Origin of the sequence: Aquincola tertiaricarbonis (genome assembly GCF_023573145.1) — a bacterium.
Taxonomy (GTDB): Bacteria; Pseudomonadota; Gammaproteobacteria; order Burkholderiales; family Burkholderiaceae_C; genus Aquincola; species Aquincola tertiaricarbonis_B.
Window position 1 is genome coordinate 867,854 of the sequence record NZ_CP097635.1, and the last position, 15,163, is coordinate 883,016.

Sequence of the window (15,163 nt, forward strand, 5' to 3'; positions counted from 1 at the left end):
TCACTTCTTACCGCGGCTATGGACTTGCCTGTGACAGTTTGGATGCAGCAGCACCAGGTTTCGCATTGCATCCGTTCCGCCTTGAGCCCTCGGAAGGACGTGGTGGACATGCCAACCTGTCTCCTTCGTGATGCGCTCGTTGCAGACCGGGCATGCGCCCTCTTGTGCGTACCAAAGATGAAGCAGTTGGCCGCGACCCCTGAAGCTGTCTTTCATAGACAGGCCGAGCCTGTCTTCGAAGTATCGCTCCCACGCGGGATCGTATGGATGTGCCTCACCCTTGATCTTCGTATAGCGCTTGATTGAGGTGTCAGCGGCCTTCGCCAATGTCACCTTCCTCTCGCGGCCATCTTCATCCACTACCGTCGTGCTGAACACCCAGTCTCGAAGTCCTTCACGAATAAAGTAACGATCCTTTATCCAGTCAGACCTCTTGTTCGGATGCCTGCGGCATGACCAGCGCCAAAGCCATCGCCAGATGAGCGAGTCCACCCTGTTGAAGGTGTCCGTTGCCACCTGGTTCCGGTGATAGTTTGCCCACCCACGAATGACCGGGTTGAGTTTCGCTATCACCGTCTCCTGCTTCGCTGTCTTGGCCTCATTGATCGTGCCCCGGACTTTCCGCAAGAACGCTTGCACGTTCTTCTTCGCAGGCTTGATGAGGAATTTCCCATCGTACTTGCGCACGTTCCATCCGAGGAAATCAAAGCCTTCCTCGATATGCACGACCTTGGTCTTCTCCGGCGATAAGGTCAGACCTCGCACTGCCAGGAATTCCACGATCATCTGCTTCGCTTCGTCCAGCGTTTCTCTCGTCGCGCCTGTGACCACGAAGTCATCTGCATACCGGATCAAGTGAACCTTGTTCTTCCAAGCCGCTCTGGTCTCGGGAGCGCCGAAGCGCTCCCGCAGAATTCGCTCGATTCCATCCAAGGTCATGTTCGCCAACGTCGGGGAAATGATGCCTCCTTGCGGAGTTCCTGCCTCGGTTGGGAACAACTGGCCATTCCATACAAAGCCGGATTTCAGCCACTTCCTGAGCATCGCCTTGTCCATCGGGATGTTGGCGAGTAGCCAGTCATGGCTGATGTTGTCAAAGCAGCCGGTGATATCTGCATCCAAGACCCATTGCGCAGATCGCGTCTTCGCAAGTGCCATGTAGCACTGCAAAGCCGCATCTCTACTTGCTCGTTCCGGCCGGAAGCCGTAGGAGTTCGGATCAGCAGTGGACTCCGAGACTGGTTCCAGGGCAAGCAGGTGTAGCGCCTGCATGGCCCTGTCCTTCATCGTTGGAATCCCCAAAGGACGCATCTTTCCATTTGCCTTCGGAATGAATACCCGACTCAAGGGCTTGGGCTGGTAGCCCTTCCGCTTGAGCGACAACACAGCTTCAGCTTTCGACTCCGGCGTGCTCCAGGTTTGCCCATCGACACCGGGCGTCTTCTTGCCTTGGTTCTCAGTGACTCGCTTCACAGCAAGAGCTTTGCCATAAAACGAGTGCGTCAGGAGCCATTGCAGAGATTTCACCCTGCTCCAGCGTCCCTCTCTAACTGCCTTTGCAATACGCATCTGCAGCCTTCTGACCGTTTGGTGCGCGTCGGCCCAGTCGATGCTGTGCCACGCTACCTCGCAGCCGGAGGCTGCACCAACCACTTGCATGGTCGTCATTTGCTTTTCCTCCATTAGGAAGGTTCATCAAACTCTCTTGCAAAGAGAGACCAGCCGAAAGTCTGCTCGCTTTCGCGCGGAGTGATGTTGGCTTGCGCCTCAACCCCTATCCGTCCCATTACAGAACGGCATTCGCTTTCTCCGGCATCCCATACCCGCATTCCCAACAGCTTTCCTTGCGGTCGGCCTGCCCGGTCGGGCGGGAGTACGGGCTTATCGTGTTCCGCGTAATTGACACTGGAAGGGTAGGTGTCGGCTATTTCCCGGTGAGCGCTTTTGTCCCCGCCTGACCACAATTCAACGTCAGGACCGCCCACGTCGCCTATTTGGCTCAAGCCTGTCAGCAATCTTTGGCTTGTTCAACGTAACGAGATTTATCGCCGATTCACATGAGTTCACCATACTTCCAAGCCTAGCTCCCTACCGCCTGATGCTGGCAGTTCCGCTTTCCTCTCGCGAGGTCGGCTTCACCCTTTCGGGGTGGGCTACATTGTCGAGATGGCTTCAAACACAGCCGTTGCCAGCCATGCTTGCATCTCTAGGCTACCGCCAGGGGAATGGCGGGTTCTCTGTCGAGATTTCTCCCGTAGAACAATCAACTACGCGACTTCACGTCGCACGAACTGGATGTTGTAGTTCTTGAAGTCCGGCGTGGTCGCACCGGTTTCGGTCTTGCCGTACGCGAAGCCGATGTTGATCGGACCCGCCTCGTAGCCCAGGCGCCCGCCCACGTACTTGTTGCCGTTGACGCCCTCTGTCGGCGCCGATTCAAATCTGAGCCACCGGGGGTGCGGATGAAATCTTGGACTACCAGGAGGTAGTTCATGTATTCGTACGAGGACCGAATGAAAGCGGTCAGGCTCTACATCAAGCTCGGTATGCGAGTGCGCGCGACGATCCGACAGCTCGGCTACCCAACCAAGAATTCATTGAAGGCTTGGCATCGAGAGTACGAGCAGCGACGTGACCTGGCGCCAGGCTACGTCCGCAAGCCAAGGTACAGCCAAGCCCAAAAGGTGGCAGCGGTGGAGCACTTCGTCGAGCATGGTTGCAGCGTGTCCGCGACGATCAAGGCGCTGGGCTATCCTGGGCGTGGATCACTTCCTCTGTGGGTTCAAGAGCTGCGTCCAGAGGTGGGCAGGCGCGTTGTTGGCAAGTGCCCAGTGCAGGCTCCGCTGGCTGTCAAGCGCGCCGCAGTCATCGCGTTGTGCACCCGGCATGGCAGCGCGTTGGAGGTGGCCCAAGAAATGGGCGTCTGCAGGCCCACGCTGTACAACTGGAAGAAGCAGCTACTCGGCGCCGAGGCATCAGCATCCATGAAACGCTCTAAAGAGTCTCCACCGGGCCCAGAACGGGCAGAGCTGGAACAGCAGCTGGAAGCGCTTCGTCGCGACCTTCGCCGCCTTCAACTCGAGCACGATCTCCTGGAGAAGGCGAATGAAATCGTAAAAAACGACCATCGGGGCCGCGCCCCGTCCCAGTGGACAGAAACACTGAGCGGCCTACACTGACTTGGCCGGACTGTGGCCGTCAGCTTTTTGGAGGCATTCGTCCCCGTCAAAAAACGTGGCCCCTGGGGACTGTGCGGACCCAGCCGTGGTGGCGCCTCGTGCGACCCCGTTTAGGAAATTGATTGATCCGCTCCCCTGTCCGGCGCTTTGCCTACAGGAGGTTGCCATGTCCAAGAGTGGAAAGGCGCTCGGCCTGCCGATCGTCAACGTCAGAGCGGCCGGCATCGACATCGGCGCGCGCATCCAGGTTGCGGCCGTGCCGCCGGAGCTGAGCGACGATCCGGTGCGCACATTCGGCAGCTTCACCGCCGACATCGAGCAGATGGCCAACTGGCTGACGTCGATCGGCATCACGACCGTCGCGATGGAGTCCACCGGGGTGTACTGGGTTCCGGTCTATGAGATCTTGGAAGCGCATGGCTTGACCGTGGTGCTTGCCAACGCGCGAGACTGCAAGGCAGTTCCCGGCCGCAAGAGTGACGTCAATGACGCGCAGTGGCTGCAGCGCTTGCACGCGTGCGGGCTGCTGCGAGCGAGCTTCCACCCAGCGCCGGACATCGCGGCGCTGCGCGCCTACACGCGGATTCGGGAGCGCCACCTGGAATACGCAGCAGCCCACATGCAGCACATGCAGAAGGCCCTGACGCTGATGAACTTGCAACTGCACCACGTCCTGAGCGACATCAGTGGCGTGACGGGTCTGAAGATCATTCGAGCGATCGTGTCAGGCGAGCGAGATCCCGACGTTCTTGCATCCATGCGCGATGTCCGGTGCCGAGAAAGCTTGCAGACCATTCGAGCTGCGCTGGTGGGCAACTACCAGCCAGAGCATGTGTTCGCGTTGGCACAGGCGCTCGCGCTGTTCGATTCCTACCAAGACCGCATCGGCGACTGTGATCGGCAGATCGAAAACTCGCTGCGGGCTCTGAACGCCGATCGGCCAAAACCGCAAACGCCCTTACGCGCCGCACGCATCAGGACCAAGCAAGCCAACGCGCCGAAGTTCGACGTGCGCGCGCTGCTGTATCAACTTACGGGGACCGATCTGACCTTGATCCATGGTCTCGGGCCCAGCCTCGCGCTGTCCTTGGTGGCGGAGTGCGGCACAAATCTTGGCAAGTGGCCGTCCGAGAAGCACTTCGCCTCTTGGCTGTGTCTATCACCGGGGTGCAAGATCAGTGGCGGCAAGGTGCTCTCGGCGCGTACTCGACGCGGTTCCAGTCGTCTGACGTCCCAGTTGCGGCTGGCGGCGACCAACGTCGGGCGCACCGAGACGGCCCTCGGCGCCTTCTACCGACGTTTGGCGGCACGTGTAGGAAAGGCCAAGGCGGTGACTGCCACGGCACGTAAGCTGGCGATCCTCTTCTATCGAGCCATGCGCTTCGGCATGCAGTATCAGGACCCTGGTGTCGATCAATACGAGCAGCGATACCGAGAGCGCGTCGTCAGGCAACTGGAACGGCGTGCCGCCCGCTTTGGCTTCTCGCTGCAGCCAGCAGCGGGCGGTGTTTCTTAGGAAAGAGATGGGCATCGACCGCAGGCTCCTGACCAACCAGGAGAAGGCCCAACTGGTCGATGCCCTGAAGCATAGGTACTCGCTGGCGGAGCTCTTGGGAGAGGTGGGCATGGCGCGCAGTTCCTACTTCTATCACCGAGCTCGGCTCAACCTTGTGGACAAGTACGCCGGGGTGCGTCGCGCCATGGTCGACATCTTCGAGCACAACCATCGTTGCTATGGATACCGTCGAATGCAGGCTTCGCTGAACCGGCAGAGCATCGGCGTGTCCGAGAAGGTCGTCCAGCGCCTCATGAAGCAAGAGAGCCTTGTTGCTGCCCTGCCAAAGCGCCGCCGCTACGGTTCGTATCTTGGCGAGATCAGTCCTGCGCCAGTCAACCTGCTTGAGCGCGACTTCAGTGCGACAGCGCCGAACAAGAAGTGGCTGACGGACATCACCGAATTCCAGATTGCCGCAGGCAAGGTGTACCTGTCGCCGATGATCGACTGCTTCGATGGAATGGTCGTGAGCTGGTCGATCGGCACTCGCCCCGACGCAGAGCTCGTCAACACGATGTTGGATGCCGCCATCGAGACAGTTGATGCCAGCACCGATCGGCCGGTGGTCCACTCAGATCGTGGCGCTCACTACCGCTGGCCCGGATGGCTGTCCCGCATGGCAGCAGCCAAGCTGGTGCGCTCCATGTCGCGCAAGGCCTACTCACCGGACAACGCAGCATGTGAAGGCTTCTTCGGTCGCCTGAAGACGGAGCTGTTCTACCGCAGAGACTGGCTGACCACGAGCGTCGACCAGTTCATCCAGACGCTGGACGCCTACATCCGCTGGTACAACGAAGAACGGATCAAGAGTTCACTGGGCTTCCGCAGCCCCATCGAGCACCGAAAGCTTCTCGGGCTCGCTGCATAACCAGTCCAAGAAATCCGCCGCACCCCCGGTGGGTCAGTTTTCGGTCGGCGACAACAGGTCAAGAGCCTCGCCGCGGTGGAGACTGCGCCCGCTACGCTGCCGCTGAACTCGACGGTACGTCCAGCCCGATCGCGGTGATGCCATCCGCCGATCTGGCGAACGGTTCGCCTTGGTGCATCCGGGCAATGGCGGCGACGATGGCCAGACCCAATCCATAGTTCGAAGTGCCAACCTGGCGACGAGAGCGCTCGGCCCTGTAGAAGCGGTCAAACAGGCGTGGCAAGTGTTCCTGCTCGATCGGGTTGCCCTTGTTTTCTACCCAGATCCGTGACCGGCCACCGTCCGACTCGATCCGGACCCTAATGGTCGAGCCGGGCGCCGCGTAGCGGGTTGCGTTGCTCAACAAGTTGGACAACGCGCGGCGCAGAAGAGATATGTCAAAGGCACCCTTCGCGTCGCCATCGCATACCGCTGACAGACCCCGGTCGTGAAGCGCTGCCTCGTGGTACTCGATGATCTCGCCGAGTTCGGCAGCGAGGCTCGTCACCGGCGAACGGCGCGCGGTTGCACCGCGGTCCGCTTGCGAAAGGAAGAGCATGTCGTTGACGATGATCGCGAGGCGCCTCAGATCCTCCAGGTTCTCCGCGATCACGTCCTGCAGTTCGGCGACAGGTCGCTCGCGCTGCAAGGCCAGCTCGCTCGAACCGATCAAGGTGGTCAGCGGTGTTCGAAGTTCGTGCGCAACGTCGGCGTTGAAGCCTTCCAATTGCGCGTAAGCGCGTTCGACACGCATCAGCAACGCGTTGAAGCGATCGACCAGTGGCCGGAGTTCGAGCGGCTGCCCCGCTCCGTCCAGCCGCAGCCCTGCCCTTCCCAACGCGACCGCGTCCACTTGTGCGGCCAATGCTTGCACCGGCAGAAGGCCTCTGCGGACCAGCAAGAACCCTGTCACGCTGACGACGCCCGCTCCGATGAGTGATGCCGCCAACAGGATCCAGCCGAGCCGCTGGAGCAGATCCTGGTCGCGGCTCACATCAAGCCCCAGTACCACCCGCACGCCACCGGCGGCGCCCGCGGGCCATGCGTCTTCCCACGACACCTGCATGAACCGGCTGCCCGAAGCAGCATCCCCACCCTCGGGCGGCCGCGGAGCACTGAAAATCACCGTCCCATCGCTGGACGTGATGGACAGCATCATGTCCTCGTGGCCGGCGAGAAAGTCCTTGAGCTTGTGCTGCAACTCTTCGGCCGCCGAGCTTCCAGCCGTTTCTGCGAGCGCATGGCGGACTACCACGCTCTTCACCGCGAGTTCCTCATGCTGGCGGCTCTGCAGAACCCACAGATTGACCGCATAGACCGTCCCCGACACGGCAAACGCAGCGATCAACCCCTGCAGCGCCAGCCACCAGGAGAGGCGCGCCCCAAGTGATTGCTCCACCGCAACGAGGTAGCGCCGCTTCACTCCGGGCGCTCCTCCATCACGTAACCCATGCCACGGACCGTGTGGATCAGCTTGACCTCGAACGGTTCATCCAGCTTCGCACGCAGCCGGCGTACGGCCACCTCGACGACGTTCGTCTCACTGTCGAAATTGATGTCCCATACCTGTTCCGCCATCACGGTGCGCGACAGAACTTCCCCACGCCGACGCAGCAACAGCACCAGCAGATTGAACTCCTTGGGTGTGAGTTCGAGCCGCTTGCCGGCCCGTGTCGCCTTCCGACGCGCCAGGTCGACCTCCAGGTCCGCCAACCGGAGGCTGGTGGGCATCTGTCCATCGCGGTCTCCCCCGCCGCGACGCAACAGGGCCTGGACACGAGCCGACAGTTCGGAGAACGAGAACGGCTTGACGAGGTAGTCGTCAGCGCCCCCGGTCAGCCCCTTGACCTTGTCTTCGACCGCGTCCCGGGCCGTCAGCATCAGAACGGGCGTCCTGCGCTGCTTGCGCAGTTCCGCGAGTACCTCGAAGCCGTCCCGTCCCGGCAGCATCACATCCAGGACGATCAGGTCGTAGGTGCCCTCGACAGCGAGATGAAGTCCGTCAATTCCGTCGTGGGCCAAGTCGACGACATAGCCACTCTCCGACAAGCCCTTTTTCAGGTATTCCGCCAAGCGGACCTCGTCTTCGATCACGAGAATTTTCATGGGTAGATTCTCCACCAGCCGCTAAGTCGCCTCGATTACGAGTTGGTCATCTTTCAGTCCGCATTTGGTCGGCACGCGGTCCCTAGAGTGAAGCCTCGCATTCATCAACAAACTGACGAGGTTCACCATGCGCAGAAACTCCATCTTCACAGTCACCCGCACGCTTGCGGCCGCCGCCATCATGGTCGGCTCCCCGATCTTCGCAGCGGCTCAACACCAGATGGCGCAAGGCGCGCCCGCTGGCGCCAACACGACGGAGCCGGCCCGGCCCGCGGCGCTCACGCGAGAACAGGTTCGCGCGGAGGTCGAGAAGGCGATGCGGGACGGCACGTGGCGCTGCCGGACCAGCAATCGCGGCTGGTGCTCGAACGAACCCGTGGCGACCGCCAAGCCCGACGCAGACAAGCGCCAGTAGCAACGCCTGGGGGCGCACCGTGATTGCACGTCGGCGCATCCTGTTGCTCGCCGCATCGGCAACGTCGCTGGTACTCCTGGGTTGTGCCAGTACGGAGCCAAATATCAGCCGGCGCGGCGGCCCTTACTGTTATAGAAACGTCCGGAAGCGCCCGATTGTCTGCACTTCGGAGTTGACACCCGGCCTCGAAGTCGAGGCCGAGGCCAAACGCTTCGAGGCCGATCCCGATGCGTTGACCGTCTACGTGGTACGCAGCGGTTGGGGAGACACACGCCACCTCGTTGCAGTGTCGGTGGATGACTCGCGCCCCATCGAGACCGTGCCCCAGTCCATGGTCCGGATGCGACTCCAGGCTGGCGTCCACCGCCTCGTCTTTGACTTCGAGCAGGATCATGGCGCCATCGAGTTCACCGGCGTCCTTGGACAGGTCCGGTTCATCCGGCTTGCAGGGGACTTCTGGGTCTGGGGTGGTTCCTTTGGCTGGTCGCGGGAGGACGAAGCGATCACGAAGCGGCGCGCACGCCGAACGAGACTCGTCGGCGATCTGCGGATTCTCTAGCCGTGGCATTGGGGGCCAACGATGACTCGGTCCTCTTGTCCAATGCCGGCACGCGCAGTCAGGCGGTCGCGCGCCCGCGTCGTCCCGCCCGCAGCCCAGTTGTCCCGCGACGGCTTTTTCCGGTCTCTCCAACAGGACGCCTCTCCCGTTCGCTTCGTTCCTGCGCCAGCGAGTCGATGATCGGGCAATCGGGCCGATCGTCCCCATGACAACAATGCACGAGGTGCTCGAGCGTCGCCTTCATGGACTGGAGCTCCTCGAGCTTCTCATCCAGTTCTTCGATGTGGGCCTGCGCCAACGCGCGCACCTGGCGGCTCGGACGCTTGCGGTCCTGCCACAGCCCGAGCAACTCGCGAATCTGCTCAATGGAAAAGCCCAGGTCGCGCGACTGGCGGACGAAGCGCAGCGTGCTGACTTCCTTGTCCGTGTATTGGCGGTAGCCGGACTCGGTTCGTGCCGCTTCCGGAAACAACCCGACGCTCTCGTAGTGGCGAATCATCTTCGCCCACACCCCCGAGGCCTTCGCCGCTTCGCCGATGTTCATGCTCATCTGGTGCTCCCTGACACGGCCACGGGCTGCGATTGCTCCGGGCGCTGCGCGGCCGGCGCGTCAGCGGCACCCTGCCAGCGCCGCAACGTCAATGCGTTGGCCACGACGCTCACGCTGCTGAAGGCCATCGCCGCGCCAGCGATGACGGGACTCAGCATCCCCAGCGCGGCCAGCGGGATGCCAAGCACGTTGTAGCCGAATGCCCAGAACAGGCCCTGCTTGATCTTCGAGTAGGTACGGCGCGAGATGTCCAGCGAATCCGCCACGAGCCGCGGGTCGCCGCGCATGAGCGTGATGCCAGCGGTCTCGGTCGCTACGTCGGCGCCGCCCGCCATCGCGTACGACACGGACGCCGCGGCGAGTGCGGGGCCGTCGTTCAGCCCATCGCCGACGAACGCGACCACGGCGCCGGCGTCGCGCAGTTCCTTCACGACGGCCGCCTTGTCGCCCGGCAAGACTTCGGCGCGCACGTCGTAGATGCCGAGTGCCTTCGCGACAGCCTCGGCCGCGCCCCGGCTGTCCCCGGTCAGCATGACCGTCCTGATTCCCAGCTGATGGAGCCGCGCCACCGCTGCAGCGGCGCTTTGCTTGATCGTGTCACCGAACGCCAGCAATCCCAGCAGGCGCCACTGGTCCCCTTCCGAGCCGACCAGCCAGGACACGGTCTTCCCCTGCCCTTCGAGCCGCCGCGCCTCGCCCAGCAGATGGCCCTCGTCCAACTGGAGCTCGCGCAGCATCCGCGTGCTGCCCAGCGCCAGTTTCCGGCCTCGGACCGCGCCTTCGACACCACGACCCGGAAGCGCCTTCGCATCTTGGGCTTCCGGCACCGGCAGCCGCTCCTCGCGCACCTTGTCCATCACCGCCACCGCGAGCGGATGGCTGCTCGACTTCTGGAGCGCGGCCGCGAGGCGCAGCACCTCATCACGACTGGTCCCTTCGGCCGCCGCCACCGCCGCGAGCGAAGGCTTGCCTTCGGTGAGCGTACCGGTCTTGTCGAAGGCGACCACCGTCACCGCATGCGCGACCTCCAGCGCTTCGGCGTCCTTGATGAGGATGCCGTGTCGCGCGGCGACCCCGGTACCGGCCATGATGGCTGTCGGCGTCGCGAGGCCCAGCGCACAGGGGCAGGCGATGACCAGCACGGCCACCGCGTTGATCAGTGCGTGTTCCCAGTCCCCCGTGAAGGCCGCCCAACCGAGGAAGGTCGCCAGCGCAATCAGCAGGACGACCGGAACGAACACCGCGCTCACGCGATCGACGATGCGCTGGATCGGCGCCTTGGCCGCCTGCGCCGACTCGACCATGCGGATGATGCGGGCCAGCGTCGTCTCCGCGCCGATGGCGGTCGTGCGAACGGTCAGCGCGCCTTCGGCGTTGATGGCGCCGCCGGTGACCTTGTCTCCGGGGGCCTTGGGTACTGGCAGGCTCTCACCGGTGATGAGCGACTCGTCGATGTGGCTGCGCCCGTCGACGATTTCGCCGTCGACGGCGACGCGGTCACCCGGCCGGATGACGACGAGGTCGCCCACGGTGACTTGCTCCACCGGAATGTCGACTTCCTCGCCATCCCAGCGGACCCGCGCAGTGGTCGGCCGCAACGCGTTCAGCGCGCGGATGGCGTGGGCGGTTTGCCGCTTGGCCCGGTGCTCCAGCCACTTGCCCAGCAGGACCAGCGTGATGACGGCCGCCGAGGCCTCGAAGTAGAGGTGCGGCATGCCGTGCCCGGCGTGCTTGAAGAGCAGGTAGACGGAAAGTCCGTAGGCGGCGGAGGTGCCCAGCGCCACCAGCAGGTCCATGTTGCCGGTCTTGGCGAGTACGGCCTTCCAGCCGGCACGGTAGAAGCGCCAGCCCAGCCAGAACTGAACCGGCGTCGCCAGTGCCAGTTGCGCCCAGCCGCCCAGCATCCATTCGATGCCGAAGAGCGACAGCAGCATCGGGGTGACCAGCGGCAGGGTCAGCACAGCGCTTGCCGCCACTGGCCACCAGACCGGTAGGCGATGGGCTGGCTTGGGCTTCTCGTCCTGAAGGCCCTTCGCCGCGTAACCGGCCTTCTCGATGGCCGCCTTCAGCGCCGAAACCGGCACGGTCGATAGCGCCTGGATGGTTGCCTTCTCGGTCGCCAGGTTGACGGTGGCGCCGGAGACGCCGGGTACCTTGCGGAGCGCTTTCTCGACACGCGTGACGCAGGACGCGCAAGTCATGCCTTCTACCAGGAGCGTTGTCTCGGTGGTCGCCACGTCGTAGCCGGCTTTGCGGACGGCCGCCGCCAGCGAATCCGCCGTCACGGAAGCATCGGCGTTGACAGACGCCTCCTCCGTCGCCAGGTTGACGCTCGCCTCCCTGACCCCGGGCACCGCCTTGAGCGTCTTCTCGACGCGCATGACGCACGAGGCGCATGTCATCCCGGTGACCTGGAGCTTGATTCCGAGTGGATTGGACAGTGCGGCTGTGCTCATGGGTGCCTCGATGTGCTATTCAGTGTTTGCGCATCGTCAAGGTTCCAACAATGGAAAGGTCAAGAGTACCGTTGGCTTCTGCCTGCAGCTAGAGGGGTCTCTCCAACTCATGGCTTGACCTTACAACGGTGGAAAGGTCGACAGTATGAGCGTTACCAACCGTCCCACTGGAGATAGCGATGATCACCTTCGAAGTCAACGACATGACCTGCGGCCACTGCGTCAGCACCATCACCAAGGCACTGAAGGCCACGGACAAGGATGCCAAGGTCGCGATCGACCTGGCCTCGCACCGCGTGCAGGTGGAGCCGGCCTCTGCCGACGCCGAGGAACTGGCAGAGGCCATCACGGACGCAGGCTACACGCCGGTGCCCGTGCAGGCAGGCCCGACCGCTCCCACCAAGCCGTCCGGTTCGTGCTGCGGCGGGTGCCACTGAGCCCTCTGGTGAGACGAGCGGCGCCCTGCGGGGCCCCTCCCTTCGGGAAGGGCGCGGGACATAGAGTCCGGCCATCGCCTGCAGAAGCTGAGTGGCCTTGGGAATCCAGAGTCAACTAGGAAATCGTTCGTTGTCGCTGGCGAGCCCGTTGGAATGGCATCACTCACAAGTGGGTCAATGAGCGCCGCGAACGTGCCTGCGTTTGCGCTGCGCCGCCCCGTGCGCTCCCGCCTGATCGATGCCGTTCAGGATGCCGCAGTCGGCGGCCACATGTGGCGTCAAGCAGGCAGCCCGCAGGCTGCGGAGTTCCTTCTCGAGCCCGCGCAGTTCGCGGATCCGCTCGGCCACGTGGCCGATGTGCTCGTCGAGCAAGCTGTTCACCTCGCCGCAAGCCGCCAGCGGCTGATCCTTGAACCGCAACAGCACGCGCACTTCATCGAGCGTCATGTCCAGGTTGCGGCACTGGCGGATGAACCCCAGCCGTTCGGCGTGCTGCGGGGTGTAGATGCGGTAGTTCCCCTCCGTGCGCGGCGCAGCGGGCAGCAGGCCCTCCCGCTCGTAGAACCGGATCGTCTCGATGGGCGTTCCGCTGGCCTGGGCCAGTTCGCCGATGCGCATGGTCGGACTCCTTTGCGAAGGCACGGGCTTGTAATGCACCTTGACTCTATACTCACTTCAGGGTTTTCAATGGCGACATGGCCCATGAACACACCCATGACATCGCGACGTCGCCGTCCCGCGCCCCGGCACCCTCCAGCTGTGGCGACTGCTGCGGTTCCGTCGAGGGCGTCGCGACCGCGCCAGTCGGGCAGCAGGACCGGGGTGGTCAGCGATTTCGGGTCCCTGCGATGGACTGCGCTGCCGAGTAATCCGAGATCCGGCGCGCCGTCGAACGTATCCGGGGGCTGACGGGGCTGCGCTTCCAACTGGGCGAACGCAGCCTTCGCATCGAAGGTGAGCCCCAGGCGGCGCTCGCCGCGGTCGAGGCGATCCGTGGCACCGGCTTCGAGATCCACCCCTGGCCCGAAGCGTCGGACTCCCCTGCCGACGGCGAGGCCGGGGCGCACGAACACGATGCGGTGACCGGCACGGGCCTCCCCCGCCTGCTGGCCGCGCTCGCGCTGGCCATCACCGCCGAGGGCCTGTCCTTCTTCGTCCCCGATGCACCCTGGTCAAGACCGGCAGGCCTGGCGATCGCCGCCGCTGCCATTGCTCTGGCGGGCTTCAGCACCTTCCGCAAGGGGTTGTCGGCACTGCGAGACGGACGCCTCAACATCAACGCGCTGATGTCCGTGGCCGTCGCTGGTGCCTTCGTCATCGGCCAGTGGCCCGAGGCCGCGATGGTCATGGCGCTCTACGCCATCGCCGAGCTGATCGAGGCGCGCGCCGTCGACCGCGCCCGCAATGCGATCAGCGGGCTGCTGGCGCTCTCGCCCGACACGGCCGACCTCCAGCAAGCCAACGGCACGTGGAAGTCCGTGCCCGTGCGCGAGGTGCCGATCGGCGCGACGGTGCGCGTGAGGCCGGGGGAGCGCGTGGCGATGGACGGGGTCGTCACCGAAGGCAGCACGAGCATCGACCAGGCCCCAGTCACCGGGGAGAGCCTGCCGGTGGACAAGGGACCGGGCGATGCGGTCTACGCCGGCACCATCAACCAGACCGGCACCATCGAATGCCGCGTCACGGCGGCGGCGTCGCAGTCCACGCTGGCCCGCATCATCCATGCGGTCGAGCAGGCCCAGGGCAGCCGCGCGCCCACGCAGCGCTTCGTCGACCGCTTCGCTGCCATCTACACGCCGGCGGTGTTCGTGCTGGCGCTGGCCGTGGCCATCGCCGGCCCATGGCTATTCGGCTGGACGGCACTGGCGGCCGTCTACAAGGCGCTCGTGCTGCTGGTCATCGCCTGCCCCTGCGCGCTGGTAATCTCGACACCCGTCACCGTGGTCAGCGGCCTGGCGTCGGCGGCCCGGCGCGGCATCCTCGTCAAGGGCGGCGTCCACCTGGAACAGGCGCGCCTCCTCAAGGCCATCGCGCTCGACAAGACCGGCACCATCACCGAGGGCAAGCCGCGCCTGGTCGAGTGGCAGATGGTGGCCACCGGCACGCCAAAGCCGCGGGCGGAGCACGTCGCGGCCGCCCTCGCCGCGCACTCGGACCACCCGGTGTCGCGTGCCATCGCCGCCGGGCTGACGCCGAACAACGTTGAAGCCCGGAACTTTGCCGCGCTTTCCGGGCGCGGCATCGAGGCCGACATCGACGGCGAACGCTACGTGCTGGGCAACCACCGCCTCATCGAGGAGCGTGGCCAGTGTTCCGCCGAGATCGAGGCCGTGCTCCGCCGGCACGAAAAGGCCGGCCGAACGGTGAGCCTGCTGGCCACGGCCACCGGCGTGCTCGCGCTCTTCGCGGTGGCGGACACGATCAAACCCTCGTCGGCCGCCGCCGTCGGCGAGCTCAAGGCCATGGGCATCACACCAGTGATGCTGACCGGCGACAACCAGGCCACCGCGGAAGCGATCGGCCACGAGGCCGGACTGACGGACATCCGCGGCAACCTGCTCCCCGAGGACAAGCTGGCTGCGATCCTCGCCCTGCAGCAGCAGTACGGTGCCACGGCCATGACTGGCGACGGCATCAACGACGCGCCGGCACTCGCCCAGGCCGACATCGGCGTGGCCATGGGCGCGGCCGGGACGGACATCGCGATGGAGGCTGCCGACGTGGTCGTGATGAACGACGACCTGCGGCGCATCGCCGAGACCGTGCGCCTGTCGCAGCGCACGCACGCCGTGCTGTGGCAGAACATCGCACTGGCCCTGGGTATCAAGGCGGTGTTCCTGGTGCTCGCGCTGTTCGGCAGCGCCAGCATGTGGATGGCCGTCTTCGCCGATATGGGGGCCAGCCTGCTGGTGGTCTTCAACGGCCTGCGCCTGTTGCGCAACCCGGAACGAAACTGAGGTGGCCATGGATGCACGAACGCGACCGCTGCACTCCACGCG

12 protein-coding genes and 2 pseudogenes are annotated in these 15,163 nt (G+C 64.2%); 7 read left to right on the top strand and 7 right to left on the bottom strand.

What is annotated here, in order from left to right; all coding sequences use genetic code 11:
* A complete protein-coding gene (gene ltrA / locus MW290_RS04075; RefSeq protein ID WP_445659480.1) occupies positions 1-1,659 on the bottom strand; it encodes a group II intron reverse transcriptase/maturase in 1,659 nt (552 codons plus the stop codon).
* Positions 1,660-2,267: 608 nt separating this feature from the next.
* A complete protein-coding gene (locus tag MW290_RS32995; protein ID WP_259373457.1) occupies positions 2,268-2,399 on the bottom strand; it encodes a hypothetical protein in 132 nt (43 codons plus the stop codon).
* A gap of 93 nt (positions 2,400-2,492) precedes the next feature.
* Between MW290_RS32995 and MW290_RS04080 the strand changes: the two are divergent.
* From MW290_RS04080 to MW290_RS04090, 3 genes and pseudogenes are all read left to right on the top strand, one after another.
* Positions 2,493-3,119: pseudogene (locus MW290_RS04080) on the top strand (transposase); the annotation flags it as partial.
* Between the two features lie 226 nt (positions 3,120-3,345).
* Entirely contained in the window at positions 3,346-4,695 is a 1,350-nt protein-coding gene (locus MW290_RS04085) for an IS110 family RNA-guided transposase (RefSeq protein WP_250195931.1), read from the top strand.
* Positions 4,691-5,602, top strand: a pseudogene (locus MW290_RS04090) (IS3 family transposase); the annotation flags it as partial. The gene MW290_RS04085 and the pseudogene MW290_RS04090, both read left to right, overlap by 5 nt.
* A gap of 91 nt (positions 5,603-5,693) precedes the next feature.
* Here MW290_RS04090 and MW290_RS04095 read toward each other — a convergent pair.
* Both MW290_RS04095 and MW290_RS04100 read right to left on the bottom strand, forming a co-directional pair.
* Positions 5,694-7,064, bottom strand: coding sequence for a heavy metal sensor histidine kinase (locus MW290_RS04095; RefSeq protein ID WP_250196021.1), 1,371 nt, complete (start codon positions 7,062-7,064; stop codon positions 5,694-5,696).
* Positions 7,061-7,747 carry a heavy metal response regulator transcription factor gene (locus MW290_RS04100; protein WP_250196022.1) on the bottom strand — a complete coding sequence of 229 codons (687 nt, stop codon included), beginning with the start codon at positions 7,745-7,747 and terminating at the stop codon, positions 7,061-7,063. The genes MW290_RS04095 and MW290_RS04100 overlap by 4 nt, the downstream gene beginning before the upstream one ends.
* Before the next feature lie 127 nt (positions 7,748-7,874).
* Between MW290_RS04100 and MW290_RS04105 the strand changes: the two genes are divergently transcribed.
* Entirely contained in the window at positions 7,875-8,162 is a 288-nt protein-coding gene (locus tag MW290_RS04105; RefSeq protein WP_250196023.1) for a hypothetical protein, read from the top strand.
* 172 nt (positions 8,163-8,334) lie between these two features.
* The gene (locus MW290_RS04110; RefSeq protein WP_250196024.1) at positions 8,335-8,721 is read left to right on the top strand and encodes a hypothetical protein; all 387 of its coding nucleotides are present in this window, start codon (positions 8,335-8,337) and stop codon (positions 8,719-8,721) included.
* A 58-nt stretch (positions 8,722-8,779) separates the two neighbouring features.
* On the opposite strand, the gene cueR is transcribed toward MW290_RS04110, so the two are convergent.
* Both cueR and MW290_RS04120 read right to left on the bottom strand, forming a co-directional pair.
* Positions 8,780-9,265, bottom strand: a complete 486-nt coding sequence (gene cueR / locus MW290_RS04115; RefSeq protein ID WP_250196584.1) for a Cu(I)-responsive transcriptional regulator — start codon at positions 9,263-9,265, stop codon at positions 8,780-8,782.
* A 2-nt stretch (positions 9,266-9,267) separates the two neighbouring features.
* Positions 9,268-11,727, bottom strand: coding sequence for a heavy metal translocating P-type ATPase (locus MW290_RS04120; protein ID WP_250196025.1), 2,460 nt, complete (start codon positions 11,725-11,727; stop codon positions 9,268-9,270).
* A gap of 179 nt (positions 11,728-11,906) precedes the next feature.
* On the opposite strand from MW290_RS04120, the gene MW290_RS04125 reads away from it, so the two are divergent.
* Positions 11,907-12,164, top strand: a complete 258-nt coding sequence (locus MW290_RS04125) for a heavy-metal-associated domain-containing protein (protein ID WP_250196026.1) — start codon at positions 11,907-11,909, stop codon at positions 12,162-12,164.
* A 174-nt stretch (positions 12,165-12,338) separates the two neighbouring features.
* On the opposite strand, the gene cadR is transcribed toward MW290_RS04125, so the two are convergent.
* A complete protein-coding gene (gene cadR, locus MW290_RS04130) occupies positions 12,339-12,782 on the bottom strand; it encodes a Cd(II)/Pb(II)-responsive transcriptional regulator (protein ID WP_250196027.1) in 444 nt (147 codons plus the stop codon).
* Positions 12,783-13,039: 257 nt separating this feature from the next.
* Between cadR and MW290_RS04135 the strand changes: the two genes are divergently transcribed.
* Entirely contained in the window at positions 13,040-15,121 is a 2,082-nt protein-coding gene (locus MW290_RS04135) for a heavy metal translocating P-type ATPase (protein WP_250196585.1), read from the top strand.
* Positions 15,122-15,163: the final 42 nt, after the last annotated feature.